At 75.3% G+C, this 26,773-nt stretch carries 22 protein-coding genes, 1 tRNA gene and 1 pseudogene; 12 read left to right on the forward strand and 12 right to left on the reverse strand.

Going from position 1 to position 26,773, the window contains the following annotated elements; translation table 11 throughout:
- The coding region (locus tag BIV57_RS07090) for a DUF3662 domain-containing protein (RefSeq protein ID WP_139275501.1) at nt 1-449 on the reverse strand (449 nt) is incomplete at its 3' end.
- Nucleotides 450-885: 436 nt separating this feature from the next.
- Between BIV57_RS07090 and BIV57_RS07095 the strand changes: the two genes are divergently transcribed.
- Nucleotides 886-972: transfer RNA gene (locus BIV57_RS07095), tRNA-Leu, on the forward strand.
- A 60-nt stretch (nt 973-1,032) separates the two neighbouring features.
- On the opposite strand, the gene BIV57_RS07100 is transcribed toward BIV57_RS07095, so the two are convergent.
- Entirely contained in the window at nt 1,033-2,058 is a 1,026-nt protein-coding gene (locus BIV57_RS07100) for a 6-phosphofructokinase (protein WP_071655812.1), read from the reverse strand.
- Between the two features lie 254 nt (nt 2,059-2,312).
- Here BIV57_RS07100 and BIV57_RS07105 point away from each other — a divergent pair, with 254 nt between their 5' ends.
- Together BIV57_RS07105 and BIV57_RS07110 are read left to right on the forward strand one after the other, a co-directional pair.
- Nucleotides 2,313-2,888, forward strand: a complete 576-nt coding sequence (locus BIV57_RS07105) for a TerD family protein (RefSeq protein WP_071655813.1) — start codon at nt 2,313-2,315, stop codon at nt 2,886-2,888.
- 177 nt (nt 2,889-3,065) lie between these two features.
- On the forward strand, nt 3,066-4,253 hold the full coding sequence (locus tag BIV57_RS07110) for an alpha/beta hydrolase (RefSeq protein WP_071655814.1): 1,188 nt from the start codon (nt 3,066-3,068) through the stop codon (nt 4,251-4,253).
- Between the two features lie 388 nt (nt 4,254-4,641).
- Here the strand turns inward: BIV57_RS07110 and BIV57_RS07115 are convergent, their stop codons facing one another.
- The 5 genes from BIV57_RS07115 to BIV57_RS07135 all read right to left on the reverse strand — a co-directional run bounded on the left by BIV57_RS07115 (nt 4,642) and on the right by BIV57_RS07135 (nt 11,331).
- Nucleotides 4,642-5,565: a universal stress protein gene (locus BIV57_RS07115; RefSeq protein ID WP_071655815.1), complete on the reverse strand. Its 924-nt coding sequence runs from the start codon at nt 5,563-5,565 to the stop codon at nt 4,642-4,644.
- 39 nt (nt 5,566-5,604) lie between these two features.
- Nucleotides 5,605-8,016 (reverse strand): polysaccharide lyase 8 family protein, encoded by a 2,412-nt coding sequence (locus tag BIV57_RS26355; protein WP_071655816.1) that lies wholly within the window; start codon nt 8,014-8,016, stop codon nt 5,605-5,607.
- Nucleotides 8,017-8,064: 48 nt separating this feature from the next.
- Nucleotides 8,065-8,718, reverse strand: coding sequence for a phosphatase PAP2 family protein (locus BIV57_RS07125; RefSeq protein ID WP_071655817.1), 654 nt, complete (start codon nt 8,716-8,718; stop codon nt 8,065-8,067).
- 31 nt (nt 8,719-8,749) lie between these two features.
- Nucleotides 8,750-10,747, reverse strand: a complete 1,998-nt coding sequence (locus tag BIV57_RS07130) for an ABC transporter permease (RefSeq protein ID WP_079170095.1) — start codon at nt 10,745-10,747, stop codon at nt 8,750-8,752.
- Nucleotides 10,748-10,872: 125 nt separating this feature from the next.
- The gene (locus tag BIV57_RS07135; RefSeq protein WP_071655819.1) at nt 10,873-11,331 is read right to left on the reverse strand and encodes a DUF4442 domain-containing protein; all 459 of its coding nucleotides are present in this window, start codon (nt 11,329-11,331) and stop codon (nt 10,873-10,875) included.
- Nucleotides 11,332-11,463: 132 nt separating this feature from the next.
- Between BIV57_RS07135 and BIV57_RS07140 the strand changes: the two genes are divergently transcribed.
- Together BIV57_RS07140 and BIV57_RS07145 are read left to right on the forward strand one after the other, a co-directional pair.
- The gene (locus BIV57_RS07140) at nt 11,464-12,939 is read left to right on the forward strand and encodes a DUF2252 domain-containing protein (RefSeq protein ID WP_245797464.1); all 1,476 of its coding nucleotides are present in this window, start codon (nt 11,464-11,466) and stop codon (nt 12,937-12,939) included.
- Between the two features lie 164 nt (nt 12,940-13,103).
- Nucleotides 13,104-13,919, forward strand: a complete 816-nt coding sequence (locus tag BIV57_RS07145) for a J domain-containing protein (RefSeq protein WP_071655820.1) — start codon at nt 13,104-13,106, stop codon at nt 13,917-13,919.
- A 45-nt stretch (nt 13,920-13,964) separates the two neighbouring features.
- On the opposite strand, the gene BIV57_RS25545 is transcribed toward BIV57_RS07145, so the two are convergent.
- The 3 genes from BIV57_RS25545 to BIV57_RS07160 are packed head-to-tail and all read right to left on the reverse strand — an operon-like array spanning nt 13,965 to nt 16,866.
- A complete protein-coding gene (locus tag BIV57_RS25545) occupies nt 13,965-14,633 on the reverse strand; it encodes a response regulator (RefSeq protein ID WP_071655850.1) in 669 nt (222 codons plus the stop codon).
- Nucleotides 14,633-15,988 carry a sensor histidine kinase gene (locus BIV57_RS25550; RefSeq protein ID WP_107409494.1) on the reverse strand — a complete coding sequence of 452 codons (1,356 nt, stop codon included), beginning with the start codon at nt 15,986-15,988 and terminating at the stop codon, nt 14,633-14,635. Before BIV57_RS25550 ends, BIV57_RS25545 begins: the two co-directional genes overlap by 1 nt.
- A complete protein-coding gene (locus tag BIV57_RS07160) occupies nt 15,916-16,866 on the reverse strand; it encodes a hypothetical protein (RefSeq protein ID WP_071655821.1) in 951 nt (316 codons plus the stop codon). Before BIV57_RS07160 ends, BIV57_RS25550 begins: the two co-directional genes overlap by 73 nt.
- A gap of 118 nt (nt 16,867-16,984) precedes the next feature.
- Between BIV57_RS07160 and BIV57_RS07165 the strand changes: the two genes are divergently transcribed.
- A complete protein-coding gene (locus BIV57_RS07165; protein WP_071655822.1) occupies nt 16,985-17,329 on the forward strand; it encodes a rhodanese-like domain-containing protein in 345 nt (114 codons plus the stop codon).
- Nucleotides 17,330-18,137: 808 nt separating this feature from the next.
- Here BIV57_RS07165 and BIV57_RS07170 read toward each other — a convergent pair.
- On the reverse strand, nt 18,138-18,974 hold the full coding sequence (locus tag BIV57_RS07170; protein WP_071655823.1) for a hypothetical protein: 837 nt from the start codon (nt 18,972-18,974) through the stop codon (nt 18,138-18,140).
- A 186-nt stretch (nt 18,975-19,160) separates the two neighbouring features.
- Between BIV57_RS07170 and BIV57_RS24545 the strand changes: the two genes are divergently transcribed.
- The 3 genes from BIV57_RS24545 to BIV57_RS07185 are packed head-to-tail and all read left to right on the forward strand — an operon-like array spanning nt 19,161 to nt 21,663.
- Nucleotides 19,161-19,832 (forward strand): DUF5819 family protein, encoded by a 672-nt coding sequence (locus tag BIV57_RS24545; RefSeq protein ID WP_071655824.1) that lies wholly within the window; start codon nt 19,161-19,163, stop codon nt 19,830-19,832.
- Nucleotides 19,829-20,998, forward strand: a complete 1,170-nt coding sequence (locus BIV57_RS07180; RefSeq protein ID WP_071655825.1) for an HTTM domain-containing protein — start codon at nt 19,829-19,831, stop codon at nt 20,996-20,998. The genes BIV57_RS24545 and BIV57_RS07180 overlap by 4 nt, the downstream gene beginning before the upstream one ends.
- Entirely contained in the window at nt 20,995-21,663 is a 669-nt protein-coding gene (locus BIV57_RS07185) for a TrmH family RNA methyltransferase (RefSeq protein WP_071655826.1), read from the forward strand. The genes BIV57_RS07180 and BIV57_RS07185 overlap by 4 nt, the downstream gene beginning before the upstream one ends.
- Before the next feature lie 301 nt (nt 21,664-21,964).
- On the opposite strand, the gene BIV57_RS07190 is transcribed toward BIV57_RS07185, so the two are convergent.
- Nucleotides 21,965-22,471, reverse strand: coding sequence for an Lrp/AsnC family transcriptional regulator (locus tag BIV57_RS07190; protein ID WP_071655827.1), 507 nt, complete (start codon nt 22,469-22,471; stop codon nt 21,965-21,967).
- A gap of 208 nt (nt 22,472-22,679) precedes the next feature.
- Here BIV57_RS07190 and BIV57_RS24965 point away from each other — a divergent pair.
- From BIV57_RS24965 to BIV57_RS07205, 3 genes and pseudogenes are all read left to right on the forward strand, one after another.
- Nucleotides 22,680-23,639: pseudogene (locus BIV57_RS24965) on the forward strand (thiamine pyrophosphate-dependent enzyme); the annotation flags it as partial.
- Nucleotides 23,640-23,942: 303 nt separating this feature from the next.
- Nucleotides 23,943-24,929, forward strand: a complete 987-nt coding sequence (locus tag BIV57_RS24970; RefSeq protein WP_071655852.1) for an alpha-ketoacid dehydrogenase subunit beta — start codon at nt 23,943-23,945, stop codon at nt 24,927-24,929.
- Between the two features lie 5 nt (nt 24,930-24,934).
- The gene (locus BIV57_RS07205; protein WP_071655828.1) at nt 24,935-26,212 is read left to right on the forward strand and encodes a dihydrolipoamide acetyltransferase family protein; all 1,278 of its coding nucleotides are present in this window, start codon (nt 24,935-24,937) and stop codon (nt 26,210-26,212) included.
- Nucleotides 26,213-26,773 lie beyond the last annotated feature (561 nt).

A 26,773-nucleotide genomic window follows, 5' to 3' on the forward strand; every position in this document is an offset into this window, starting at 1 on the left:
GGCGGGGGCGCGGGGCTGTACGCGGGCGCCGGTGCGCCGCCGTGCTGCTGCGGGCCCGCGGCCGGGCCGGAGGAGGAGGCGGCGATGGCCCGGCTGCGCACCCGGTAGAGCCCGGTGCCCAGGTCGTCCGCCTTCTCCAGGTGGACGGTGACCGGACCGTTGAAGGAGTACCGCTGCTGCTTGGCGTAGTCGCGGACCATCGAGGCCAGCTCCTGGCCGAGCTGCACGGCGTAGGGGCTGAGGCGCTCGTAGTCGTGGGTGCTCAGCTCGACGGTGAAGTCGTTGGGCACCATCGTCCGGTCGCGGTTCCAGATGCTCGCGTTGTTGTCGCACTCGCGCTGCAGCGCGCCGGCGATCTCGACGGGCTGCACCTCGGACTTGAAGACCTTGGCGAAGGTGCCGTTGACCAGTCCCTCGAGCTTCTGTTCAAACCTGCGCAGAGCCCCCATCGGGCACCTCCTTCCGATCGTGTCCGTGTGCCGCGGACGTGCTCCGGGCCCGGTACTGCTTACTGATCGTATCCACGCCGCTGGGTTCCCGTCGGTTCCCCGGGCGGGGCCGGGTCCGACGTGTCACCACTCACACCCGGACCCCTTCCGATACTCCTTGACGGCCCGTCAGTCCGGATCAGTCGTTCGGCCCCGACCCGTTTGTCGTACCGCACTGCTCCATCCTCCCCCAAACGAGCCGGTTCGATCCTGCCGGGCGGCCGGTCCCCGCAAGATAAGGGATGTGAAGGCGGCCCCGCTGGCGTGCTACTGTTCTGGTGTCGGCAGGGGCACGGAAGTGCAGGCCCGGCGGCCTCTCACCAGGAAGATCGGTCCGCAAGATCGATTTGCCAGAGCGGCACCGGATCGTCCAGAATGTTCAGCCGATACACCCAATGCGCGGGTGGCGGAATAGGCAGACGCGCTGGATTCAGGTTCCAGTGTCCGAAAGGACGTGGGGGTTCAACTCCCCCCTCGCGCACCAACGAGGCCCCGGCCGGAGCGATCCGACCGGGGCCTTCGTCGTGTGCCGCGGCGGTCGGGGTCAGCCGAAGAAGACGTCCACCTCCCGGTAGACCTCCGGGTCCACCGTCTTCAGCTTTCCGGCCACATCCGCGAGCGGCACCCGCTCGATGCGGCGGCCGTGCACCGCGACCATCTTCCCGAAGTCGCCGTCCACCACCGCCCCGACCGCGTGCAGCCCGAAGCGGGTGGCGAGCCAGCGGTCGTACGCGCTGGGCGTGCCGCCGCGCTGGATATGGCCGAGGACCACCGTCCGCGCCTCCTTGCGGGTGCGGTGCTCGATCTCCGCGGCGAGCCAGTCGCCGATCCCGGAGAGCCGGATGTGGCCGAACGCGTCCAGCGACTCGTCCTTGACGACCGGTCGGCCGCCCTTGGGCGTCGCGCCCTCCGCGACCACCACGATGGGCGCGTACTTGATCCGGAAGCGGCTCTCCACCCAGCCGCAGACCTCCTCGATGTCGAAGGGCAGCTCGGGGATGAGGATGGCGTTGGCGCCGCCGGCGATCCCCGAGTGCAGCGCTATCCAGCCGGTGTGGCGGCCCATCACCTCCACCACCAGGGTCCGCATGTGCGACTCCGCGGTGGTGTGCAGCCGGTCGATGGCCTCCGTGTCGATGTTCACAGCCGTGTCGAAGCCGAAGGTGTAGTCGGTGCCGTCCACGTCGTTGTCGATGGTCTTGGGGACGCCGACCACGCGGACGCCCCGGCGGTAGAGCTCGGCGGCCACCCCGAGGGTGTCCTCACCGCCGATGGCGATCAGCGCGTCGATGCCGAGCCGCTCGAGGTTGGCGCGCACCCGCTCGGTGCCGCCCTCCACCGAGAGCGGGTTGGTGCGGGAGGAGCCGAGGACGGTTCCGCCGCGCGGCAGGATGCCGCGGACCGCGGGGACGTCCAGGGGGACGGTGAGGCCCTCCAGCGGGCCGCGCCATCCGTCCTTGAAGCCGATGAAGTCGATGGAGTGGTCCTGGACGCCCTTGCGGACGACGCTGCGGATCACCGCGTTGAGTCCGGGGCAGTCGCCGCCGCCGGTGAGGACGCCAACCCGCATGATGATTCTCCCCTCGTCGGGATCTGTCGGGCGGGTACGTTCCAGGTGCTGTCCGGATGCTTCCGGTCATTTCGAGGATGGCGGTGCTCCGGGCGCCTGGGAACGGTGCGTCCGCACCGAACCGTTTCTGCGGTGGTTTCTGCGGTGCTTGTGGCAGCCGGTGGGAACCGACTGCGGTCCGAACCCGTTTCAGCTGGTAAGCAATGTGCAGTCAAAGCGGCGCGCCCGGCGCCGGGATCGGACGGGATGACCCCATGGGTGTGAGCCTCTCCAAGGGCGGCAACGTCAGCCTCAGCAAGGAGGCCCCGGGCCTCACCGCCGTCGTGGTCGGCCTCGGCTGGGACCTGCGCACGACCACCGGCACGGACTTCGACCTGGACGCCAGCGCCCTGCTGGTGGGGGCGGACGGCAAGGTCTCCTCCGACCAGAACTTCGTCTTCTTCAACAATCTGAAGAGCTCCGACGGCTCGGTCGAGCACACCGGCGACAACCTCACCGGTGAGGGCCAGGGCGACGACGAGCAGATCAAGGTGAACCTGGCGGGCGTCGGCGCCGATGTGGACAAGATCGTTTTCCCGGTCTCCATCCATATGGCCGACGAGCGCCAGCAGAACTTCGGGCAGGTCCGGAACGCGTTCATCCGCGTGGTGAACCAGAACGGCGGCACCGAGCTGGCCCGTTACGACCTCTCCGAGGACGCCTCCACCGAGACCGCCATGGTCTTCGGCGAGCTGTACCGCAACGGCGCTGAGTGGAAGTTCCGGGCCGTGGGCCAGGGCTACGCCTCCGGCCTGCGCGGCATCGCGCAGGACTTCGGTGTGAACGTCTGAGCGACGGCCGTATGGCTGAACCGTGAACGCCTGTGCGGCCCGTCCGGCCGCACAGGCGTTACACATTTGCGCGATTTCCGCGCCAGGACCGAGCGGCGCCGCGCAGGCAGACCGATACGTCTGCTCCCTACTGTCGGATGATGTTGGGTCGGACGGGGATTTAGAGGGAGCAACGCCATGGGGCTCACGAGCACCTCATTCGAGGTCGTCATGATCGTGCTGACCGTGCTCTGCATGGTCGCCACGATCGTGCTCTGGCCCAGGGCCGCCAGGAAGTCCGTGCTGGCCGTGCTGGGGCGGATCGGGATGATGGTCGTCTCCCAGCTGCTGATCGTCGGGACGATCCTCACCGCGGCGAACTCCTACTTCGGGTTCTACTCCTCCTGGGGCGACCTGCTGGGGACGGACACCGGCGGCGCGAAGATCGTCAATTACAGCAAGGGCGCGGGCGTCGACGGCAACGGCGACGCGACCGGGCCGGGCCACGCGGTGGCCTCGGCGGCCGAGACGCGCGACCTGACGGTGACCGGCAGCCAGAGCGTGAACGCGCCGGGCAGCCAGGACCCCGCCAAGGCCGGCCGGATCGAGAACGTCACCATCGCCGGCCCGCGCTCGGGGATCTCCTCCCCGGCGATGGTCTACCTGCCGCCGCAGTACTTCCAGCCGCAGTTCAAGAACGCCAAGTTCCCCGTGATCGAGGTGCTGACCGGCTACCCGGGCACCGCCGAGAACCTGGTGACGCGGCTGAACTACCCGGGCGTCGAGCTGAACGCGATGCGCGCCGGGAAGATGAAGCCGACCATCCTGCTGATGATGCGGCCGACGGTCGCCCCGCCGCGGGACACCGAGGGCATGAACGTTCCGCACGGCCCGCAGACCGCGACGTACTTCGCGCAGGACGTGCCGTCCGTGGTGAGCCGCTCCTACCGGACCGGGACGAACGCCCGCAGCTGGGGCATCATCGGCGACTCCACCGGCGGCTACACCGCGGCCAAGCTGGCCATGCAGTACCCGAAGACCTTCTCCTCGGCGGTGGCGCTCTCCGGCTACTTCAAGACCCCGGAGGACCCGACCACCGGCGACCTGTTCGGCGGCAGCCGGCGGGTGAAGAACGAGAACGACCTCTTCTGGCGGCTGAAGCACCTGCCGGCGCCGCACATCAAGCTGCTGGTGACGACGACCAAGCACGGCGAGGACGACTACGCGACCACGATGAAGTTCATCAAGGCCGTGAAGGCGCCGATGCAGATCTCCGGCATGGTGCTGCCGAGCGGCGGCCACAGCTTCAACACGTGGTCGCGGGAGCTGCCGCAGGCGCTGCCGTGGCTCGCGAGCAACCTGGACGGGTCGACGACGGGGCTGTAGGCGGGGGCGCCGCGCCCGGTTCGGGCGGTTCCGGCCCGGCCCGGGTGTTGTCCGTGGGGGTTCGGGGGGTCGCTCCCCGGTGGGTCGCAGTAACACGTGGTCGCGGGAGCTGCCGCAGGCGCTGCCGTGGCTCGCGAGCAACCTGGACGGGTCGACGACGGGGCTGTAGGCGGGGGCGCCGCGCCCGGTTCGGGCGGTTCCGGCCCGCCCCGGGGGGTTGTCCGTGGGGGTTCGGGGGGTCGCTCCCCGGTGGACCGCAGTAACACGTGGTCGCGGGAGCTGCCGCAGGCGCTGCCGTGGCTCGCGAGCAACCTGGACGGGTCGACGACGGGGCTGTAGGCGGGGGCGCCGCGCCCCGGTTCGGGCGGTTCCGGCCCGGGGCTCTCGGTCAGCCTTCCGGGACGATCACTACAGGGCATCGGGCGTGGTGCAGGGCGGCGTGGATGCGCGGACCGAGTTGGCGGGTCAGCGGGCCGCGCCGCCATCGTGCGCCCAGCACGAGCAGCGCCGCGCCCGTGGAGGCGTCCAGAAGCACCCGGCGGGTCGGCCCCTCCACCGCCCGCCGCAGCACCGCGACCCCCGGGTGGCGCGCCGCCGCCGGGCGCAGCGCCTCGTCCAGCGTCCGCAGCGCGCGGCGGCGCATCGCCTCCACCGCCGGGTCGTCCGCGCGGGCCGAGAGGTACCAGGCCGCCGGGTCCGCCATCGGCGGGTTCATCGGGGCCCGCCAGGCGTGCACCGCCTCCACCCGCACCTCCGCGCCGCGCGCCGCGGCCTCCGCGAAGGCGAACTCCACCGCCTCCGGCACCGGGTCCGGCCCGACCGCCAGCACCACCGGCAGCCCCGTGCGCTGCTGCCGCCGGCCGGCCCCGCCGGCCCCGCCGCCCGCCTCGGTCCCGCGCACCACCACCACCGGGCACGCCGCGCGCGCCGCCACCGCGGGGGCGGTCCCCGGGCGCAGCCGCCGCCCCGGCCGGGGCGCGCCCAGCACCAGCAGCCGCGCGGTGCGCGCCTCGCGCACCAGCGCGGCGACCGCGTCCTCCGGGACGGACTCCACCTCGGGCTCCAGCAGCTCCGCCGCCCGCCGGGCCCGGTGCGCGGCGGAGGCGAGCACGCTCTCCGCGCGGGCCCGGGAGATCAGCCCGCCCTGCGGGTAGTCGGGCGCGAGCGACGGGTGGCTGCGCCAGCCGGCCGCGTGCACCAGCCGCAGCGGTGCCGCGTGCAGCCGCGCCTCGGTGGCGGCCCAGACCGCGGCCAGCGAGGCCGACTCCGAGCCGTCCACGCCGACGACGAGCGGCAGTTGGGGATCCGCCATGGTTCACGGTACTGCCGGACGGCCGCCCCGGCCGCCCCGTCAGAGGGCCAGTTCGGCGTGCTGGACGTGCCCCCGGGTGCCGGCCGTGGCGATCCGCAGCACCGCGCGCGGCGCGCCCGCCACCAACCGCACCGTCGGATCAGCGGAGAGCAGCGTGCGCGCCGGGTGCGGCAGCGTCAGCGTCACCGCGTCCGCCGTCCGGCTGGGGTCGGCGACCGCCACGTCCAGCCGTCCGCCGCGGCGGGTGAGGACCACCGACGCCGGGCCGTCCGAGGCGAGCCCGCCGGCCGCGCCCGCCGCGAAGAAGTTGGCGAGCAGCGCGCCGCCCACCGAGACGGCCTGCACCGTGGGCGAGTTGGCGACGATCCGCGCAGCGGGCCGGCGCGCCCAGGCCGCGGTGCGCCCGGCGTCCGCCCCGGGGAGCAGGACATAGGCGTAGGAGGCGTCCGACGGCTCGGCGCCGTGGTCGAGCCAGAGCGTCAGATAGCGGCGGGTGACGGGGACGGTGTCGCCGGAGGTGTCCGCGCCGGAGTCGATGGCGTACCAGGTGCCGGTGCGGTCCTCGCGCAGCCCGTGGACGTCCGCCCCGCCGGGGAAGACGTAGCCGCCGACGCCGTCCAGGTGGGCCCAGCCGGCCCGGGGCAGCACGGCGCTCCAGCCCGCGCCGGACGGCTGCCGCCGCCCGTCCACGGTCAGGGCCGCGTCGGCCGCGGCGCCGGTGTGCAGATTGCGGTTCTCCAGCACGGTCTGCACCGGGTGGGTGTCCCCGGTGCGGGTGATGCCCGCGCCGAGCGCGACCACCGCGTCGTCCAGGCAGAACCAGGACTTCCGGCCGGTGAGCGTCCTGTCGTAGGAGATCAGGTCGAGCCCGGCCGCGCCGATCGTGCCGTCCGAGGCGCCGCCCGCCCAGGAGTCGAGGGCGAGCACGATGCCGGTGCCCGCGCCGGTGACCGGGGTGCGCGGCTCGGTGCCGACGGTGGTGCCGGGCATCCGGTAGGGGTCCACGGTGGGCCAGAATCCGTCGCTGTACTGGGCGAGGTCCTCGGCGAGGTAGAGGTAGGTCATGCCGTCGCCCTGGTACCAGGGGAAGTGGTTCTCGTCGTTGCCGGCCTCGTAGCGGCCCATCCGCGTGGAGGAGAGCGTCGCGGTGAACGACCAGCGGGGGCGGCGGTGGACGAAGCGGTCCTGGTCGGCGAAGCCGAGGTGGGCGGTGGGCTCGGGCGCGGCGGCGACGGAGGCGTCGGCGAGCACCGCCTTGGCGGCGGCGATGTCCGGGACGGCGGCGCGCGCCAGGTAGTCGCGGGCGGTGTCGCGCTGGATCCAGCCCTTGGCGAGGGCGCGGTAGCGCGCCGCGTCGGCGGCGGACGCGCTCGGCGCGAGGCGCAGTACCGAGGCGGCCGCGCCGGCGCCGGTGTCGTGGTCGGTGGAGTGCTCCCGGGCGACGCCCCGGCCGCGGACGCAGTCCATCAGCAGGCCGTTGGTGAGGAACGGCGCGAAGGTCCGGGCGACGGAGTCGAGCACCACTGAGACGCCGGGGTCGGTGACGGCCCAGGTGCTGCCGGCGAGGAGGTAGAGGATGCGGGAGGCGTCGTCGAGCAGCACGGTGCCGTAGCCGCCGGCGTAGGCGAGGGTGCCGTGCTGGACGAAGGAGCCGTCGGCGTAGAAGCCGTCGCCGCCGGTGACGTAGGCGAAGATGCTGTACTCGCCGTTGTCGCGGGTGTCGGAGAGGCCGTCCCGGGCGAGCGCCAGGACGGTGGCGTCCTGGGCGAGGATGCCGCGCAGCGCGGTGATGACGCACTTGTCGATGCGGTTGGCGCCCGTCTCGGCGAGCGTGGGGTAGTTGGTGCGGCGGTCCGGGTTCGGGACGAAGTGCGCGATCGCGGCGAGGTGGGCGGCGAGCTGGGTGTCCGTCAGATGGTCGTGCAGCAGGACGCAGGTGTCGGCCAGCGCGCGCGGGCAGCCGATCTCCCAGTTCCACCAGTTGCCGGTCTCCTTGGCGGACGGGTGGTAGGCGGCGGCGGTGACGAGGTCGAGGGCGGTCGCGAGCGCGTCCGGGACGCCGGCCTCCGCGGAGAGGGCGGTGCCCTTGGTGGCCCAGGCGGTGGCCAGCGTGCGGAGGTTGTTGTAGCAGGCGTTGGCGTTGACGGCGCCGCTGCTGCCGGGCAGCGGGATGTCGGGCCAGGGGGTGGTCGCTCCGGCCGAGCGGTCCATCGACTGCCAGAGCGGGCCGGCCGCGGCGTCCAGCGCGGCGAGCGCGGTGGCGTAGTCGCTGTCGCCCGGGTCGACGGCGTCGCCTCCGGTGAGGAGGGTGAGCCAGCGGGTGCGGAGCGGGGCGTAGGGGTCGTCCGCGGCGTCGGCGGCGTCGGCGGCGTCGGCGGCGCCGATGGACGGAAGCGTTAACAGCAGTCCGGCGAGGGGAAGTTGCAGCAGAGCGCGGCGTGGGAGGGGCATGGCGCTCAGGACAGCATGTAAACGGGTGTAAAGGAAGGTGTCGGAGTCCTAGGCGCGGGCGTGCGCGGGCCGGCGCGCGGAGAGCGCGGGACGCAGCGCCGGGACGCCCCGGCAGCGTGCCACCGTGCCGGTGAGCAGCCGGGTCAGCAGCAGCGACGCCACCGCGGCGACGACCGCGCCCTCCACGAAGCCCGCCATCACGTCGTGCGGGTAGTGCACCCCGACGAACACCCGGGAGAACGCCATCAGCGCCGCGATCGGCAGCGAGAGCACCGCCAGCTGCCGCCAGGCCACCGCGATCGCCGCCGCGGCGGCCGCGGCGATGGTGGCGTGGTTGCTGGGGAACGACCAGTCGTTGGCCGCCGGGCAGGCCGCGATGTGCGCGGCGTGCGCCAGCGCCCGGCACGGCCGCACCTCCCGGAACTCGTCCTTGACGACGGAGTTGACGAGGTAGGCGACCACCGTGGCGACCGGCGCCACCAGCGCCAGCGTCATCGCCCGGGCGTCGCCGCGCCGCGCCCGCCACCAGCCGAGGCAAAAGAGCACCACGAAGAGCAGCAGGCCGGCGTCGGTGAACAGATCGGCGAGCGACTGCACCCAGCCGGGCGTGGACGCGGCGAAGGACGTCACGTCGCGGTACCAGTCGACGCTGAAAACCGGAGGGTTAAACGCCAGTTCGACAACCGGCTGCCCGTTGTTCATGCGCCCCACCGTACCGGGGCCGCAGCACCCCTCAGAGCCGCACCAGCGCCAGCTCCGTCGCCTTGACCGCCACCCACACCGACTCCCCCTCGGCGAGCCCGAGTTCGGCGGCGGCCGCCGCGGTGACCTCCGCCACCACGCCCGGCTCGGGGAGGTCCTCCTGGGTGGCGCCGGGCGAAGCCTGCCGACGAGGGGCGGTGGTCGGGCGACGGTCGGGCGGCCCGACCTGGAGCCGGATCCGTCCGCCCAGCGCTGTCACCTCGCGGACCCGGCCGCGCCAGACGTTGCGCTGGCTGCCGGCCGGCCGCTCGCGGTGCACGGAGACCGCCTCCGGCCCGAAGACCGCGAGCGCCGGCCCGGGTTCGGCGACCGGGGAGGCGCCGACGGCACGGGCGCCGCCGGCCAGCCGGACGGTGTCGCCCTCGGCCTCGCCGGCCAGCGCGTTGCGGCCCATCATCCGGGCCACCCAGGGGGAGCGCGGGTGCCGGGCGACGTCGGCCGGGGTGCCGTCCTGCACGGCGCGGCCGTCCTCCAGGACGAGCACCCGGCCGGCGAGCGAGACCGCCTCCACCGGGTCGTGGGTGACGATCAGGCAGGCGCCGTCGAAGCCGGCGAGGTGGGTGCGGAGCAGCCGGCGGACGGCGGCCCGGCTGGTCTGGTCGAGCGCGGCGGTGGGCTCGTCCATCAGCAGCAGCCGGGGGCGGGCGGCCAGCGCGCGGGCCAGCGCGACGCGTCCGGCCTGGCCGCCGGAGAGCTGGCCGGGGCGGCGCTCGGCGAGGTGGCCGACGTCGAGGCGGTCCAGCCAGGCGCGGGCCTCGCGGCGGGCCTCGGCGCGTGGGACGCCGCGGGCGCGCAGGCTGTAGGCGGTGTTGCCGAGCGCGGTGAGGTGGGGGAAGAGCGCGCCGTCCTGGGGCACCCAGGCGACCCCGCGGCGGTGCGGCGGACGGCGCGTCACATCGGCGCCGCCGAGTTCGAGGCGCTCGGCGCGGGCGCGGGGGGTGAGGCCGAGCAGGGCGCGCAGCAGGGTGGTCTTGCCGGCGCCGTTGGGGCCGACGACGGCGACGGTGGTGCCGGGGGCGGCGGTGAGCTCGGCCTCGACGGCGCCGACGACGGACGCGGCCAGCGCGTCGGCCCCTGCCGGGGGCGCCTTGTCGCCCCGCCCGCCGACCGGGTCGGCGTCGGTGCTGGTGCCGTCGGCGGCCGGCGGGTCCGGCTCCTCCTCCGGGGGCCGCGGCGCGGCGGGGCGGCGTGCGGCGCCGCCGATCCAGCGGCCGCGGAGGCCGACCAGCACCGCCATCGCCACCACCAGCAGCAGCAGGGAGACCGCGGTGGCGCCCCGGGCGTCGTCCTGGAGGAGCAGGTAGACCTCCAGCGGGAGGGTCTGGGTGACGCCCTGCAGATTGCCCGCGAAGGTGATCGTCGCGCCGAACTCGCCGAGCGCGCGGGCCCAGGTGAGCGCCGCCCCGGCGAGCAGCCCCGGCGCCAGCACCGGGAGGGTGACCGTCCAGAAGACCCGCAGCGGGCCGGCGCCCAGCGAGGCGGCGGCCTCCTCGTAGCGGGGGTGCAGGCCCTCCAGCGCGCCCTCGGTGGTGATCACCATGAAGGGGAGGGCGACGAAGGCCGAGGAGAGCACCGCGCCCGCGGTGGAGAACGGCAGCGTCACCCCGAACCAGTCGTCGAGGACGCCGCCGAGCAGGCCCTCCCGTCCGAAGCCGAGCAGCAGCGCGACGCCCGCGACGGTGGGCGGCAGCACCATCGGCAGCAGCACCAGCGAGCGCAGCACCGCCTTGCCGCGGAACGGGACGCGGGCCAGCAGCCACGCCAGCGGCACCCCCAGCACGACCGCGACGGCGAGCGCGGCGAGCGAGACCTCCAGGGACAGGCGCAGCGCGGTGAGGACGCCGGGGGCGCCCAACTCCTCGGGCAGGTGCGTCCACGGGGTGTGGACGAGCACGCCGAGGAGGGGGACGGCGAGCAGGAGGACGGCCAGCAGTCCGGGGACGGCCAGGGCGAGCGGGGCACGGCGCATTGGGCCATTCTGGCCCGCGTTCATAGCCGGGTCTGCGCCGCGGGGGTGCGGCCCGGTTGCCGTCCGAGCGGTGCGCTTTACTCACTCGCGCAGTTCCTCGCGCCCCTGGACGGCCCTTCGGGCCGTCAGGCGCGGACGCGCTTCAGGGTCCAGGTGATGCTCATCCGGCCGGTGACGGTGCCGTCCTCGGTGGTGAGGTCGATCTTTACGGGGAACTCGGGGCGGGTGCCGCCGTCCGACTCCGCGATGACCTCGTCCGCCGGGCGGCCGAGCACCGCGGTCGCGGTTATCCGGCCCATCGCCGGCTTGAGGAACTGGATCTCGGAGTGCACCGGCAGCGGCAGCAGGTCGCCCAGCCGGTGGCCGAACGCCTCCAGGGTGATGGTGCCGGACGCCGCCTCCGCGAGCGTCCACATGGCGCCGGCGTGCGGGCCGCCGATGTGGTTGCGCTGCTCCGGGACGTCGGGCAGGCGCAGCACCGCGCGCTCGGCGCTCGCCTCCAGGAACTCCAGCCCGAGCGTCCGGACGAAGGGGACGGCCTGGCGGAGCGGGTGGTCGATGGTGTGATCGTCAGTGGTGGCCATGACGCGATGTTACTCGCCGGTATCCGCCGGGGGGAGACCTCTCGGGAAACCCGTTCCCCGCGGACACCGTCCGTTGGCGGCGCTGGGCGTCCGGTCACTCACCGTTCACCCGCGAGAACTACCATGCGCCTCATGGACGGCACAGCGACGGCCCAACTCACCCACCGCTACCGCAGCTTCCCGGTGGACGGCTTCGCACCCGGCTGGGCCCGCCCCGGGGAGGGGGGCGGCGCCGACCCCGCCGCCGTCGGCCGCGCGCTGCGCGCCCATGTGCCGCGCTCGGCGCACGCCCGGCTCGCGCTCGCCCGCAACGGCGCGCACCGCCACGGCCGCGACCCGGTGCGCGCCGTGGTGGAGTCCAACGCCGGACGGCTGCCGCACCTGATCCCCATCCGCACCGGGCGGATGCTCGCCAGCCCCTTCACCTTCCTGCGCGGCACCGCCGGCCTGATGGCCGCCGACCTCGCCGCCGCCACCCCCGCCACCGGCGTCGCCGCCCAGCTGTGCGGGGACGCGCACGCCGGCAACTTCGGCATCTACGGCGACGCGCTGGGCCGCCTCACCATCGACATCAACGACTTCGACGAGACCGTCCCCGGCCCCTGGGAGTGGGACCTCAAGCGGCTCGCCGTCTCCCTGGTGCTCGCCGGCCGGGTCTCCGGCGCCAGCGAGGCCGAGTGCCGCGACGCCGCCCGCGACACCGCCGCCGCCTACCGCGAGACGCTGCGCACCCTCGCCCGGCTGCCGGCCATGGACGCCTGGAACGCCGTCGCCGACGGGGAGTTGATCGGCCCCGTCGGCGCCGCCGCCGCGCACCAGCTGCGCGACACCGTCGACCGGGTCGCCGAGAAGGCCCGCCGCAACACCAGCGCCAAGTTCGCCGCCAAGTCCTCCGAGCGCGGCCCGGACGGGCGCTGGCGGTTCGTCGACGCCCCGCCGGTGCTGCGGCGCGTCCCCGACGACGAGGCCGAGGCGGTGGCCTCCTCGCTCGCCGACTACGTCCCCACCGTCTCCGCCGACCGACGCCCGCTGCTCGGCCGGTTCGCCGTCCACGACGTGGCGTTCCGGGTGGTGGGCTGCGGCAGCGTCGGCACCCGCTCCTATGTGGTGCTGCTCCGCGACCACCTCGACGAGCCGCTGGTGCTCCAGGTGAAGGAGGCCCGGCCGTCCGCGCTGCTGCCGCACCTCGCCGAGGCCGGCTTCCCGGTGCCGGACGCGGCCGAGCACGGCGGCCACGAGGGGCGCCGGGTGGTCTTCGGGCAGAAGCGGATGCAGGTCGTCTCCGACATCCTGCTGGGCTGGACGACCGTGCGCGGACGCCCCTTCCAGGTGCGGCAGTTCCGCAACCGCAAGGGCAGCGTCGACCCGGGCGCGCTGCCCGGCCATCTGCTCGACGACTACGGGCGGCTGACGGGCGTTCTGCTGGCCCGCGCCCATGCGCACACCGCCGACCCGCGGCTGCTCGCCGGCTACTGCGGGCGCGGCGAGCAGCTGGACGAGGCGATCGGCGCCTTCGCCACCGCCTACGCGGACGTGGTCGAGGCCGATCACACCGAGCTGGCCAAGGCGGTCCGCGACGGCCGGATGCCGGCCGAGACGGGCGTCTGACCCGGCCGCCGCAGCCGCGGCGGCCAGTGCCCCGACCGGATCCGTTTGCCGCGCCGGGTGTTCGGCGGAGAGCCGCTCCCGCCGGTTGGCAGCGCCGCGCGGTGCCGTGCCGGGTGCCGGGACACGGTGAATGTGTCCGGCCGCGGCACTAGGGTGGCGGGACCATGGAAGACGCGCGCAACGAGAACGCCGCCGGGGGCCCCGCCGCCCATCAGGGGCTGGCCCGGCTCGAGGAGCAGGTGGCCAAGGTGGAGGCCGCGATGCTCGACGCCGAGGTCGCCGTCGAGACGCTCCGGGTCGAGCTGGACAACCTGGCCCACGCCCACCACCGGCGCCTCGGCCCGCTCTACCGCCGCCTGGACGAGCTGGACGCGCTGATCGCCGAGGCGACGGCGGCCCGCAGCGGCGCCGCGGACGACGTTCGGCTCGCCGTCGAGGCGCGCGGCCGGCTCGACGCCGACCTGCTGCGCGAGCTGGACGAGCTGGAGGGGCGGCTCGGCCCGGCGGCGGCCCCGTCCCCCGAGGAGGACGGCGCGCAGACGCCCCGCCGGGTGCGGCCCGGCCGCGAGGCGCAGCGCCTCTACCGCGAGCTGGCCCGCCGGGTCCACCCCGACCTGGTGCGGGACGGGGCGAGCAAGGAGCGGCGCAGCGCCTTCCTGGCCCGCGTCAACGAGGCCTACGCGGCCGGCGACGAGTCGGCGCTGCTGGCGCTCGCCGACGAGTGGATGGCCGATCCCGAGTCGGCGCCCCCGGCGGAGGCCGTCGAGGACCGGGCCGGCTGGCTGCTGGGCCGGCTGGAGCGGATGCAGGCCCGGATCACGGCGCTCACCGAGGAGCACGCCCGCCTCGACGCGGGCCCGATGGCCGGCCTGCTGCGCCTCGCCCCGGACGACCCGGACGGGCTGCTGGAGATGCTCGCCGAGCAGCTGCTCGGCGAAGTCGCCGAGAAGGAGCAGCAGTTGGCCGTCGTCCTGGGCTGAGCGCCGAAGCGCGCGGGCGATCGCGGTGGATCGCGTCCACGTCGTTCAGGGCCGGACGAAGCCGGACTCCCAGGCGCGGATCGCGGCCTGGGTGCGGTCACGGACGCGGAGCTTGGCGAGCAGGGCCGCCACATGGGACTTCACCGTCTCGGGGCCGACGCCCATCCGCTCCGCGATCTCCGCGTTGCTGAGGCCGGCCGCCACCAGGCGCCACACCTCGCGCTCACGGTCCGTCAGGCCGCGCGCCGGGGCGGGGTCGGAGGCGGGGCCGGGATCGGAGCCCATGCCCGAGCGGCCGCGGGCCAGCGTGCGGAGCGCCGCCGGGAAGAGCAGCGACTCCCCCGCCGCCACCACCCGCACCGCCTGCACCATCTCCTCCGGGCGGGCCCGCTTCAGCAGGAAGCCCGAGGCGCCGGCGCGCAGCGCCTCGTAGACGTAGTCGTCGTTCTCGAAGGTCGTCACCACGACCACCTTGGCCGCGCCGGACGCGGCGACCAGCTCGGTGGCGCGGATCCCGTCCAGCTCCGGCATCCGCACGTCCATCAGCACCACGTCCACCGAAGCGCCCGTGCCCGTGCCCGCGGCCCGGACCGCCGCCACCGCCTCGGCCCCGGTCGCCGCCTCGCCGACCACCTCGATGTCCGGCTCCGCGTCGAGGATCGCCCGCAGGCCGGTGCGGACCAGCCGCTCGTCGTCCGCCACCAGCACCCGGATCACGGCCGGCCCCTCCCGTCGCGCTCGCCGCTCCCGTTGCGCTCGCCGCCGTCCAGCGGAAGGCGGACGGCCAGCCGCCAGCCGCCGTCGCCGTCCGGTCCCGCCTCCACCGCCCCGCCGAGGCGGGCCGCCCGCTCCCGGACGCCGGGCAGCCCGCGTCCGGCGCCCGGACCGCGCCGCGGCTCCGAACCCGGGCCTGCGCCGGGGCCGTTGCGCACCTCCACCGCCACCTCCCCGTCCTCCGCCGCCACCCGAACCGCGACCGGGGCGCCCGCGCCCGCGTGCCGAAGCGCGTTGCCGAGGCCCTCCTGGACGATCCGGTAGGCCTCCCGCGACACCGCGTCGGGCAGCGGGCCGTCCGGCAGCGCGCACGCCACGGACGCGCCCGCCGCGCGCATCCGCGCCACCAGCTCCGGCACCGCCTCCAGCCCGGGACCGGCCGCCTCGCCCCCGTCCCGCTCCTCGCGCAGCAGGCCCAGCACCCGGTCCAGCTCGGCCACCGCCGAGCGGGCCGTCTCCTCGATCGCCCCCAGCGCCCGCTCCGCGAACTCCGGGTCGGAGCCCAGCACGGTGCGGGCCGCCCCCGCCTGGATCGTCACCGCCGACAGCGCGTGCCCCACCGCGTCGTGCAACTCCCCGGCCAGCCGGTTGCGTTCGGCGAGCCGCGCGGCCCGGCGCTCGGCGGCGGCCAGCCGGTCGGCGGGCGTCGGCCCCAGCAGCGCCGGGGCGAGCCGGGCCAGCAGCGTGCCCGCCGCCCAGGACATCACCACCGGCACGGCGACGAGCAGCAGCGCGCCCGCCACCGCGACGACCGGCCGTCCGGCGGCCGGCGTCGCCCAGGGCAGCCGTCCCACCGCCGGCCACCAGGGCATCAGCAGCAGCCCGAGCGCGGCCGGCGGGCTGGCCAGCGAGGCGCCCGCCACGCACCCCCCGAGCACCGCGTGGACGGTGAACCACACCGAGGTGCGCCGCCGCGCCGGCCATCCCGCCGCCGGCTCGGCGCGCACCAGCGCGGCATCCGCGGGGCGCAGCCCGCCGAGGGTGCGCACCGCGCCGCCCTCCAGGGTGCGCAGCACGGGCAGCAGCAGCCCGGCGGCGGCGACCAGCGGCACGGCCATCGCCAGGCCCAGCAGCTGGACGAGGAGCGGCGCGGACGGGCCCGTCCCGGCGAGCCGCGCCGCGTCGATGATTGTCGTGGTGAGCAGCTGGAACGGCGTCAGCAGGGCCGCGCCGAGCAGCAGATGGAGCCACCGCAGCCGGGCGCGGCGGCCCAGCACCGCGCTCACCGCACGGCCGGTGCGGCCGGTGCCGCGCCGCGCGGGACGCTGCGGGACCACCGGCTCAGGGCCGTCCATCCGAGGCACAGCACCATGATTCCGGCGCCCGCCTCACCGGCGCAAAGGCTCACCGTCAGCGGGGTCCACAGGCCGCCGCCGGCGCGGACGGACATCGAGAGCGCCACCCACCCGCCGCAGAAGGCGCTGCCGCCCGCCCCGACCCAGACCGCCCCCGCGGCGGCGGCGAGCCGGCCCCGTCCGGCCGCGGCCAGCGCCAGGCCGGCGGCGCCCAGCAGCGCGAGCACGCCGAGGGTGCCGACCAGCAGCCGCATGATGCCGTGCAGCTCGGACGGCCACGCCGGGCCGAGCCCGGCGCGCAGGCCGGACGCCATGGCGAGGCGCAGCACGCCGACCGCGGCGAGGACGGCGGCGGTGCCGGCGAGCGCGGGTCGGAAGGCCCGGCCGGGCGCGGGCAGCGCGCGCAGCGGAGTGCGCAGCAGCGCGCCGTGGCGGTCGCGCAGATGCAGCGCGTAGGCGCCGATCAAGGCGGTGCCCTGGGCGATGAAGCCGCTGTAGACGACGGCGAAGACCCAGGGGCGGAGGGCACCGTCGCCGTCCGCGGCGAAGGGGTTCGGGGCGCCGCACGGTACGGCGGCGGCCGCCAGCGGGACGTCGATGAGGATCATCGACAGCAGCCCGGTCGCGGCCCACATCGGCAGCGCCAGCAGCGGGGCGGGCAGCCGCCCGGCGCGGCGCGGGTCCGCGAGGGCGCGGGCGAGCAGGGCGGCGGCGAGGTCCATGCCGATGGTGGCGGCGTTGCCGACCACCCACACGGCGTGCGGGAACGGCAGGTGGTCGACGCCCGGCCGGAACCCGCACACCCAGGCGGCCTTGAGCGCGAGATAGGGGGCGCAGGCCGCGGCGGCGGTGGTGGCGAGGACGGTGCGCGGTGTCATGCCTCGACGCTCCCGCGGACCGGCGGCGCGGGGCGTCGGGCGGCGGGGTGATCGGCTCCCCCGTGCGGGGGAGTAGGTTGCGGGGAGGATTGCGCCAATGCGAAGGAGGGTGACGGAGATGTTCCACCAGGTGCCGGAGATCGGCGTCGACAAGGTCCCGGGGGACGCCGCGCTGCTGGACGTCCGGGAGCCGGACGAGTGGGCGGCGGGGCACGCGGAGGGTGCGCTGCACATCCCGATGGGCGAGGTCGTCCAGCGGCTCGACGAGATCCAGCAGACCGCGGCGGACGCGGACGGCCCGCTCTACGTGGTCTGCCGCGCGGGCGGACGCAGCGCGCAGGTCGTCAACTACCTCCGCCAGCACGACCTCGACGCCATCAACGTCGACGGCGGCATGCAGTCCTGGTCCGCCACCGGCCGCCCCCTCAAGGCGGACGGCCCCGAGGCCCCCTTCATCCTCTGACCCCAACCGCCCCGCGCCTGAAAGCCGCGGAGCAGCGCGGGTGGAGTAGACGTGTCCGGATGGCCGCCGATGATGCCGGCGCCCCGCGTCCCGCGGAGCAGGGCGGGCGGGCTGTGCCTGACGGCCGACCGGCCGCGTGGCTGCACAGTAGGCGCGTTGGGTGGTCACGGCCGGATGTCGGCTGTCGGCGATGCCACGGCTCGCGCCGGAGCGAGGGGGCTGTGGTGCCGGAAGATCCGTCGGTGGCGACGGCACCCTGCCGATGATGCCGGCGCCCCGCGTCCCGCGGAGCAGGGCGGGCGGGCTGTGCCTGACGGCCGACCGGCGGCGCGGCTGCACAGTAGGCGCGTTGGGTGGTCACGGCCGGATGTCGGCTGACGGCGATGCCACGGCTCGCGCCCTGTGGAGCAGGGGCGAGGGGGCTGTGGTGCCGGAAGATCCGTCGGTGGCGACGGCACCCTGCCGATGATGCCGGCACCCCGCGTCCCGCGGAGCAGGGCGGGCTGGCTGTGCCTGATGGGCGACCGGTGGCGTGGCTGTCGCTCGGGCCCGGGCCGGGGCGCTCCGCGCCGGCCGTGCGGTTTGGGCCGACGCGCTGCACAGCAGGCGCGTTGGGTGGTCGCGGCCGGATGTCGGCTGACGGGGTGGAGCGGCATAGGGGCCGTGGTCCCGGAAGATCCGTCGGCGGCGACTGTACTGACCCCACCCCGCCGGGTGCCCTGCGCCGGCACCCCGCGCCCTGCGGAGCAGGGCGGGTGGGGTGCCGGGGCGGAGGGGCGGCGACGGTGGGGGCGATCCACCGGGAGCGTTACTGCTGGTAGGGGTTGCCCCACCCGGCCCGCGGGTCCGCGGGCTGCTGCGGTTGCGGCTGGCCCGGCGCCGCCTGCTGCTGCGGATACACCGGAGCCGGAGCCGCCTGCTGCTGCGGATACACCGGAGCCGGAGCCGGCGCCGCCTGCTGCTGCGGGTACCCCTGCTGCGCGGGCGGGTACGCCTGCTGCGGCGCCGCCACCGCGTGCGGCGGCAGCCACTTGTGCCCCTGCGCCCCCTCCACCTTCTGGTAGCCCGCCGCCTGCAACCGCTCCCCGCACCCGGTGTTCCGCGCCTTGTTGACGACCAGCGCCACCCCCAGCGCCACCGCGTACAGCGCCGCCACCACCAGCACCATCACCAGCGCACTCGTCCCCGCGCCGTACGCGAAGAACCGCAGCACCAGCAGCACCGCCAGCCACGCGCCGACCCGCAGCACCCGCTGCGTCGCCTGCTTGCCCGTCAGGTCGTAGTTGATGCGGTCCTTCAGGACCGCCAGCTCGCGCGCCGCCGCCGCCGGCCCGCGCAGCTTCGCCCCGCCGGCCGGCTCCAGCCCCGGCACGGGCTGCCCCGGCTGCCCGGCGCCCGGGTACTGCTGCATCGTCGCCGCCGCCCGCGCCTGCGCCGCCGGCGACGGATCCCGGTGGAACGTCAGCACATTGACCGGGAACCGGAATCCCCGGGTCTCCACGCCCAGCAGCGTGTACCCGTACTGCTCGGCGCAGAACGCCAGCTCCGCCATGCCCTGCGGGCGGATGTACCGGCCCTGGAACTCCAGCTGCTCGCCGCCCATGCCGCCGAGCAGCGCCTGGACATGCTTGATCTTCACCGTCATGGTGGGACCGTTCTCCCCGTTCTCCCCCCGTGGAAGGCCCCGCTCCGGGGCCGCGGAACAACCTAACCTGTTCCGGCGGACCGGCAGAACCAAGGGTTTGCCAACACCCCTCCGGCCACGCCCAGTACGGTTCAGGTGCAGCATTCCCCGGATTCGCTATCCGCCCTCCAGGAACCACGGCCCCCCATGAGAGCCTCCCTCTCGCGCCCGGCGCGCGCCGTCCTCGGCCTCGCCGGCTGCGCGCTGCTGCTCGCCGCCGGCGGGCACCTGGCACTCACCTTCCTGGCCGTCGCCCCCCGCAACGCCGCCTCCAGCAAGGCGGCCGACGCGGTGAACGACTACATCTACCCCGAACTCGAGCAGAACTGGCAGCTGTTCGCGCCCAACCCGCTGGCCCGCAACGAGACGGTGTGGGCGCGCGCCACCGTCCGCACCGGCGCCGGGGACTTCCGCACCACCCCGTGGCGCGACCTCACCGCCGAGGACGTCGCCGCGATCCGCGGCAACCCCTTCCCCGGGCATCTGGACCAGAACCAGCTGCGCCGCGCCTGGGACGCCTACGGCCAGTCCGTCTCCGGCCCGGAGCGCGGCAAGGACGCGCACGGCGTGCTGCTCACCACCTATCTGCGCCGCGTGGTGCTGCAGCGCCTCCAGCAGCACGTGCAAGCCGACGCCGACGCCGCCGACGCCGCCGGCGACCGCATCATCCGCGTCCAGGTGCGCGGCCGGTTCGCGCTGATCGGCCCGCCCGCCTGGGACACCGCCCGTGCCTCCGAGCGCGGCGTCAAACCCTGGTTCCGGACGATGCCCTGGTGGGACGTCGAACCGGGCGACCGCATCCCGGGGAGCAGACCGTGAGAAGGCTCGTCGACCGCTTCACCGGGACCGTCCTCGCCCCCTACCAGGCCGCCGTGGTGCGGATCGGGTTCGGCGGGCTCTTCGCGCTCTTCCTGGTCCGCGAGTGGCCCAACCGCCTTGCGCTCTACGGCGATCGGAGCCCCTGGGGGCTCGACCTGGTGCGGCGCCAGGCCACCCTGGACCACCTCTTCACGCTGCTGGTGTGGAGCGGCTCGCGGTTCTGGTTCGAGCTGGTCTACACCGCGGCCGTCGCCGCCGCGGTGCTGCTGGCTCTGGGCTGGCACACCCGGGCCGTGTCGGTGCTCTTCCTGGTCGGCGTGCTCTCCGTGCAGAACCGCTCGCTCTACACCGGGGACGGCGGTGACAACGTCGTCCATCTGATGGCGATCTACCTGGTCTTCGCGCGCTGCGGGCGGGTCTGGTCGCTGGACGCGCGGCGCCGCCGCGCGGCGCTGCGGCGCGATCCGGAGACGGCGGACGCGCCCGGCGGGACGGCCGTCGGGCTGTGGGCGGGCTGCGGGCTGGCGCTGGCCGCCGCCCAGCTCAGCGGGTTCGGCGCGCGGACGCCGGGGGCGTGGGCGGTGGTGCTGTGGGCGCTGTGGGCGGTGCACGGCGCGTGGGGGATCCTCAACCGGAGCGCGCGCGGGCGCGGGTCGGAGGCGCGCGCCGTCTGCGACGGGATCGCCACTATGGCGCACAACTGCGCGATGGGCGTGATCGCCGCGCAGGTCTGCCTCGTGTACGCCACGGCCGGCTGGTACAAGATCCAGGGCGACAAGTGGCAGGACGGCACCGCCGTCTACTACGTGCTGCACCTCGACTACTTCCGCCCCTGGCCGGCCCTGGACAGCCTGCTGGCGGGGAGCAGCTTCGCGCTGCTGGCCATCGCCTACGGCTCGGTGGCGATGCAGGTGGCGTTCCCGTTCACGGTCTTCCAGCGGCGGCTGAAGAACGTCCTGCTGCCACTGATGATCGCCGAGCATCTGGGCATCGCCGTAGTGCTGGGCCTGCCGTTCTTCTCCGCCACGATGATCGTCGCCGACGCCCTCTTCCTCCCCACCGCCTGGCTCCGCCGCCTCGGCGCCGCGTTCGGCCGCGCCACCGCCCGCCGCCGCGCGCCGGCCCCCGCGGCCCGCCCCGCCGAGGCCCTTACCCTCAAGGGGTGACGACCAGCAGCACCGGCGATTCCACGGAACCGCTCCAGTACGACGAGGGCTTCGCGCCCGCTCCCGGGGAGGTCGGCGTCGGGCCGCATCCCGAGCCGTGGCCGGACGACCCCCGGCTCGACCCCGAGCTGCTGGCCGGCGGCGACCGCCGCAACGTCGTGGACGGCTACCGCTACTGGCGCCGCGAGGCGATCGTCGCCGACCTCGACACCCGCCGGCACGGCTTCCATGTGGCGGTGGAGAACTGGCAGCACGACTTCAACATCGGCTCGGTGGTGCGCACCGCCAACGCGTTCCTCGCCGCCGAGGTGCACATCGTCGGCCGCCGCCGCTGGAACCGCCGCGGCGCCATGGTGACCGACCGCTACCAGCACGTCCGCCACCACCCGGACGCCGCCGCGCTCGCCGCCTTCGCCGCGGGGCAGGGCATTCCGCTGATCGGCATCGACAACCTGCCGGGCGCCGTCCCGCTGGAGCGGACGGAGCTGCCGCGCCGCTGCGTGCTGCTCTTCGGCCAAGAGGGCCCCGGCCTCACCGACGAGGCCCGCGAGGCGGCCTCCCTGACGTGTTCCATCGCCCAGTTCGGCTCCACCCGGTCGCTCAACGCGGGCGCCGCCGCGGCCATCGCGATGCACAGCTGGATCCGCCGGCACGCGGAATACTGACGGCCGATTGCCGCGAGTTGTCCACAGGCCGCGCCCCGAGCTGGGCACTTGCCTGTGGATAACCCGAACGGCGCATCCGTCACAGCCGTTGCGCGCCGGCCGCGCCCGGCACAGCACCCCGCGACGCGCCGCCGTTTTCCCGAATCCCGCCTCCGACGTGCGGCTTCGGCGTACCCTGCGGCCCCGTCCGGCCGTCCGGGGGCACCCGTTTCGCCGAGCGTGCGGAACGCGCCGCGCGCCCCGGTCCGCATCAGTGCGCCGCCGGGTTATCCACAGCTGTGGATAACCCGGCGGGCCCGCGTCAGTCCCCGTCCCCCGGCCGCCGGTCGGTCTCCTCGAAGACCAGCAGGGTGCGGGTGCTCAGCACCCCGGGAAGGTTGTGCAGCCGGGTCAGCACCAGCTCGCGCAGCGCCCGGTTGTCGGCGGCGTGCACCAGCAGCAGCACATCGAAATCGCCGCTCACCAACGCCATGTGGTCGACCTCGGTCAGCTTCAGCAGCTCCGCCCGCACATCGCGCCAGGAGTTCTGGACGATCTTCAGGGTGATGTAGGCGGAGGCGCCCGAGCCGGCCCGCTCGTGGTCCACCCGGGCGGTGAAGCCCCGGATCACCCCGTCCTCCACCATCCGCGAGATCCGCGCATAGGCGTTGGCCCGCGAGACATGGGCGCGGTCCGCGACCGACCGTATGGAGGCCCGCCCGTCCTCCTGCAGCAGCCGCAGGATCGCCCGATCGATCGCGTCGAGCGGCCGCGGCTCGCGGTCCTGCTCGGCCCCGGCCCCCGACGCGTCCCCGCCGGGCTCGGCCATCCGTCCAGTCGACATCCGCCCTCGCCTCCCCTCCATGGACACTCTGACGCCAACGGTGCTTCGCCGAAACCGTTCGTCCAGCGATGCCGCCGCTCTATGGCCGAAATTCATCGGCCGACCGAGGATGCTTCCACGGCGTGTGACCCACGCCACCACCCAGCGGCGCGGCCCCATCCGGGTACAGCTCCAACCAGGAGGTGCATCGGCGATGACGCCACCTCAGTCCAGTCGTACCAGTTCTTCCACCCGCGCCCCACGGCGTACCCGCCGGGAGCCGCCGCCCGTTCCGCCGGCCGCGCTCCGCCACCACTGGGGCGCACGCCCCGACGCCGGCGCGCTGCTCCCCGCGCGCGAGCCGCTGCGCGTCCTCGGCACCCCCGCCCAGGACGACCTCGACCCGGAGCTGCTGCGCGGCCTGCACCGCGCGCTGGTCGCCGGCCGCCGCTTCAACGAGCAGAGCACCGCGCTCGCCAAGCAGGGCCGGCTCTCCATCTACCCCTCCTCGGCAGGCCAGGAGGCCTGCCAGGTCGGCGCGGCGCTGGCGCTGCGCGCCACCGACTGGCTCTTCCCCAGCTACCGCGACTCCCTCGCGGTGCAGGCCCGCGGCACCGACCCCGTCGAGGCGCTCACCCTGCTGCGCGGCGACGCGCACAGCGGCTACGACCCGCGCGAACGGCGCACAGCGCCGCTGTGCACCCCGCTCGCCACCCAGCTGCCGCATGCCGCGGGGCTGGCGCACGCCGCCCGGCTGGCCGGCGACGACGTGTGCGCGCTGGCCCTGGTCGGCGACGGCGGCACCAGCGAGGGCGACTTCCACGAGGCGCTGAACTTCGCCGCCGTGCAGCGGTCGCCGCTGGTGGTGCTGGTGCAGAACAACGGCTACGCGATCTCCGTGCCGCTGGAGGAGCAGAGCGCGGCGCCGTCGCTCGCGGACAAGGCCGTCGGCTACGGCATACCCGGCGTGCTGGTGGACGGGATGGACGTGGCCGCGGTGTACGTCGCCGTCACCGAGGCGCTGGAGCGGGCCCGGGCGGGCGGCGGCCCGACGCTGATCGAGGCGCTGACGTACCGGCTGGAGGCGCACACCAACACGGACGACGAGTCTCGCTACCGCTCTCGCGGGGAGGTCGAGGCGTGGCGCGAGCGCGATCCCCTGCGGGTAGCGGAGGAGGCGCTGGGCGCGGCGGGGCTGCTGGGCGAGGCCGATGCGGCGGAGGCGCGTGCGGCGGCGGAGGCGCTGGCGGCGGGGATGCGGGAGCGGTTGCACCGCGAGCCTGTGCTGGAGCCGTTGTCGCTGTTCGACCACGTGTATGCGGAGCGGACGCCGCAGCTTGAGCGGGAACGTTCCATGGTTGCGGCGGAGTTGGAGGCCGAGGGGGTTGCCGCCGCTTCGCCCCGGCACCCTGCCCGGCCGGCCGCGGAGGGTGCGGGCGAGGGCGCCCGGTCGGCTTCGCCGGCGGCGGGGGCGCAGATGACGACGATGGGGAAGGCGCTGAACCGCGCCCTCGCGGACGCGCTCGCGGAGGATCCGTCCGTCTACGTCCTCGGCGAGGACGTCGGCACGCTCGGCGGCGTCTTCCGCATCACCGACGGCCTCGCCGACCGCTTCGGCAGCGACCGGTGCGCCGACACGCCCCTCGCCGAGGCCGGGATCCTCGGGACCGCCGTCGGCATGGCGATGTACGGCCTGCGCCCCGTCGTGGAGATGCAGTTCGACGCCTTCTCCTACGCCGCGTTCGAGCAGCTGGTCAGCCATGTGGCGAAGATGCGCAACCGCACCGCCGGGAAGCTGCCGCTGCCGATCACCATCCGCGTCCCCTACGGCGGCGGGGTCGGCGCCGTCGAGCACCACGGCGACTCCTCCGAGGCGTACGCCATGCACACCCCCGGCCTCCAGGTCGCCGTCCCCGGCACCGTCGAGGACGGCTATGCGCTGCTGCGCGCCGCCATCGCCTCCGACGACCCGGTGGTCTTCTTCGAGCCCAAGCGCCTCTACCACGGCGCCAAGGCCCCCTGGGACCCCGAACACCCCACCCCCGCGGCCCCGTTCGGCCGGGCCGAGGTGCGGCGCAGCGGCCGCTCCGCGACGCTCGTCAGCTACGGGCCCAGCCTGCCGGTCTGCCTGGAGGCCGCCGAGGCGGCCCGCGAGGAGGGCTGGGACCTGGGCGTCGTCGACCTGCGCACCCTCGTCCCCTTCGACGAGGAGACGGTCGTCGCCGAGGTGCGGCGCACCGGCCGCGCCGTCGTCGTCCACGAGGCGTCCGGCTTCGCGGGGCCCGGCGCGGAGATCGCCGCCCGGCTCACCGAGGAGTGCTTCCACCACCTGGAGGCCCCGGTGCTGCGCGTCACCGGCCTGGACATCCCCTATCCGCCGCCGATGCTGGAGTCGCGCCACCTGCCCGGCGTGGACCGCATCCTCGACGCGGTGGCCCGGCTGCAGTGGGACGAGGAGGCGTGAGCGCGATGCCCGAGGTGCGCGAGTTCACCCTGCCCGACCTGGGCGAGGGCCTCACCGAGGCCGAGGTGGTCCGCTGGCTGGTGAGCCCCGGCGACGTGGTCGCCGTCGACCAGCCGGTCGTCGAGGTGGAGACGGCGAAGGCGTCCGTCGAGGTGCCGTGCCCCTACGGGGGCGTGGTGACGGCGGTCTACGGCGAGCCCGGCGAGTCGCTGGCGGTGGGACGCCCGCTGCTGAGCGTCGCCGTCGCGGGGGCCGTGACCGCCCCGGCGGAGGAGGAGGCCGCGCCCGCGGTGCTGGTGGGCTCGGGGCCGTCCGCGGCGCCGCGCCGGCGCCGGCGGATCCGTCCGGGCGGCCGCCCGCCGGAGCCCGCGCCCGAGTCCCGGCCCGAGCCGGAGGTTCGTCCCGCGCCGGAGTCGGTGCCCGAGCCCGCCGTCGAGCGCGGGCCGGTTCCGGTGATCTCGCCGCTGGTCCGCCGCCGCGCCCGCGAGCACGGCCTGGACCTGCGCGCGGTGTCCGGCAGCGGCCCGGACGGCCTGATCCTGCGCGCCGACGTGGAGCGGGCCATCGCCTCCGCCGCGGCGGCCGCCCCCTCCGCCCCCGAGCCGGCCGCCGCCGCGGAGCGCGTCGCCCTCACCGGCATCGCCCGCGCCGCCGCGGAGAAGTTCGCCCGCGTCCACGCCGAAGTCCCCGCCGTCACCTGCTGGGTGGACGCGGACGCCACCGAACTGCTCGCCGCCCGCGAGCGCCTCGGCGTCGGCGTGCTGCCGCTCTTCGCCCGGATCGCGGTGGCCGCGCTGGCCCGCCACCCCGAGCTCAACGCGTCCTTCGACGCGGCCCGCGGGGAGGTGCTGCGGCAGTCCGCCGTGCACCTCGGCGTCGCCGCGCAGACCGACCGCGGCCTGCTGGTCCCGGTGGTGCGGGACGCCTCGGCGCTCAGCACCGAGCGGCTCGGCGCGGAGATCGGCGAGACGCTGGAGGCGGCCCGCACCGGGACGCTGCCGCTCGGGCGGCTCACCGGCTCCACCTTCACCGTCAACAACTACGGCGTCTTCGGGGTGGACGGGTCGACGCCGCTGCTCAACCACCCCGAGGCGGCGATGCTGGGGGTCGGGCGGATCGTCAGGAAGCCCTGGGCGCACGGCGAGGAGCTGGCGCTCCGCCAGGTCGTGCAGCTCTCCCTCACCTTCGACCACCGGGTCTGCGACGGCATCGTCGCGGGAGCCTTCCTCCGCTTCGTAGCCGACTGCACCGAGGACCCGCTGACCCTCCTGCGCCACCTCTGAGCGACGGCGCGCGGGGCCGGCGCTGAGTCTGCGACGGCGCAGTGGCGGGCGTCTTCGTCGGCGTCGCCGCTGACTGCATCGAGGCCCCTGCGGCACCGCTGAGCGGACCTGCTCGCGTCCCGATGGCGCGCGGGGCCGGCTTCGCCGCGTGGGCACGGCCAGCGCTGGGTCTGCGACGGCGGCGTGGCGGGCGCCTGGTCGGCGTCGCCGCGGACCGCGCCGAGGCTCCTGTGGCACTGCTGAGCGGACCCGCTCGCGTCCCGATGGCGCGCGGGTCCCACAGAGTCCGCGGCTCCGCCGCGTGGGCACGACCAGTGCTGAGTCCGCGACGGGCGCCTCTCTCTGCTTCGTCGCCGAGCGCCCGAGGACCCGCTGACCCTCTTGCGGCGCCGCTGAGCGGCCCCGCGCGGGGCCGGCTTCGCCGCACAGGCACGACCAGCGCTGGGTCCGTGACGGCGGCGTGGCGGGCGCCTTGGTCGGCGTCGCCGCCGACTGCGCCGAGGCCCCCTGTGGCACCGCTGAGCGGACCCGCTCGCGTCCCGATGGCGCGCGGCGCCGGCT

The organism is Mangrovactinospora gilvigrisea, assembly GCF_001879105.1.
GTDB classification, from domain to species: domain Bacteria; phylum Actinomycetota; class Actinomycetes; order Streptomycetales; family Streptomycetaceae; genus Mangrovactinospora; species Mangrovactinospora gilvigrisea.

What these genes read in the sequence shown, in the direction of transcription:
- BIV57_RS07100 (WP_071655812.1), bottom strand. Translation starts at nt 2,058, where the DNA reads ATGCGGGTTGGCGTCCTCACCGGCGGCGGCGACTGCCCCGGACTCAAC.
- BIV57_RS07105 (WP_071655813.1), top strand. Translation starts at nt 2,313, where the DNA reads ATGGGTGTGAGCCTCTCCAAGGGCGGCAACGTCAGCCTCAGCAAGGAG.
- BIV57_RS07110 (WP_071655814.1), top strand. Translation starts at nt 3,066, where the DNA reads ATGGGGCTCACGAGCACCTCATTCGAGGTCGTCATGATCGTGCTGACC.
- BIV57_RS07115 (WP_071655815.1), bottom strand. Translation starts at nt 5,565, where the DNA reads ATGGCGGATCCCCAACTGCCGCTCGTCGTCGGCGTGGACGGCTCGGAG.
- BIV57_RS26355 (WP_071655816.1), bottom strand. Translation starts at nt 8,016, where the DNA reads ATGCCCCTCCCACGCCGCGCTCTGCTGCAACTTCCCCTCGCCGGACTG.
- BIV57_RS07125 (WP_071655817.1), bottom strand. Translation starts at nt 8,718, where the DNA reads ATGAACAACGGGCAGCCGGTTGTCGAACTGGCGTTTAACCCTCCGGTT.
- BIV57_RS07130 (WP_079170095.1), bottom strand. Translation starts at nt 10,747, where the DNA reads ATGCGCCGTGCCCCGCTCGCCCTGGCCGTCCCCGGACTGCTGGCCGTC.
- BIV57_RS07135 (WP_071655819.1), bottom strand. Translation starts at nt 11,331, where the DNA reads ATGGCCACCACTGACGATCACACCATCGACCACCCGCTCCGCCAGGCC.
- BIV57_RS07140 (WP_245797464.1), top strand. Translation starts at nt 11,464, where the DNA reads ATGGACGGCACAGCGACGGCCCAACTCACCCACCGCTACCGCAGCTTC.
- BIV57_RS07145 (WP_071655820.1), top strand. Translation starts at nt 13,104, where the DNA reads ATGGAAGACGCGCGCAACGAGAACGCCGCCGGGGGCCCCGCCGCCCAT.
- BIV57_RS25550 (WP_107409494.1), bottom strand. Translation starts at nt 15,988, where the DNA reads ATGGACGGCCCTGAGCCGGTGGTCCCGCAGCGTCCCGCGCGGCGCGGC.
- BIV57_RS07160 (WP_071655821.1), bottom strand. Translation starts at nt 16,866, where the DNA reads ATGACACCGCGCACCGTCCTCGCCACCACCGCCGCCGCGGCCTGCGCC.
- BIV57_RS07165 (WP_071655822.1), top strand. Translation starts at nt 16,985, where the DNA reads ATGTTCCACCAGGTGCCGGAGATCGGCGTCGACAAGGTCCCGGGGGAC.
- BIV57_RS07170 (WP_071655823.1), bottom strand. Translation starts at nt 18,974, where the DNA reads ATGACGGTGAAGATCAAGCATGTCCAGGCGCTGCTCGGCGGCATGGGC.
- BIV57_RS24545 (WP_071655824.1), top strand. Translation starts at nt 19,161, where the DNA reads ATGAGAGCCTCCCTCTCGCGCCCGGCGCGCGCCGTCCTCGGCCTCGCC.
- BIV57_RS07190 (WP_071655827.1), bottom strand. Translation starts at nt 22,471, where the DNA reads ATGGCCGAGCCCGGCGGGGACGCGTCGGGGGCCGGGGCCGAGCAGGAC.
- BIV57_RS24970 (WP_071655852.1), top strand. Translation starts at nt 23,943, where the DNA reads ATGACGACGATGGGGAAGGCGCTGAACCGCGCCCTCGCGGACGCGCTC.
- BIV57_RS07205 (WP_071655828.1), top strand. Translation starts at nt 24,935, where the DNA reads ATGCCCGAGGTGCGCGAGTTCACCCTGCCCGACCTGGGCGAGGGCCTC.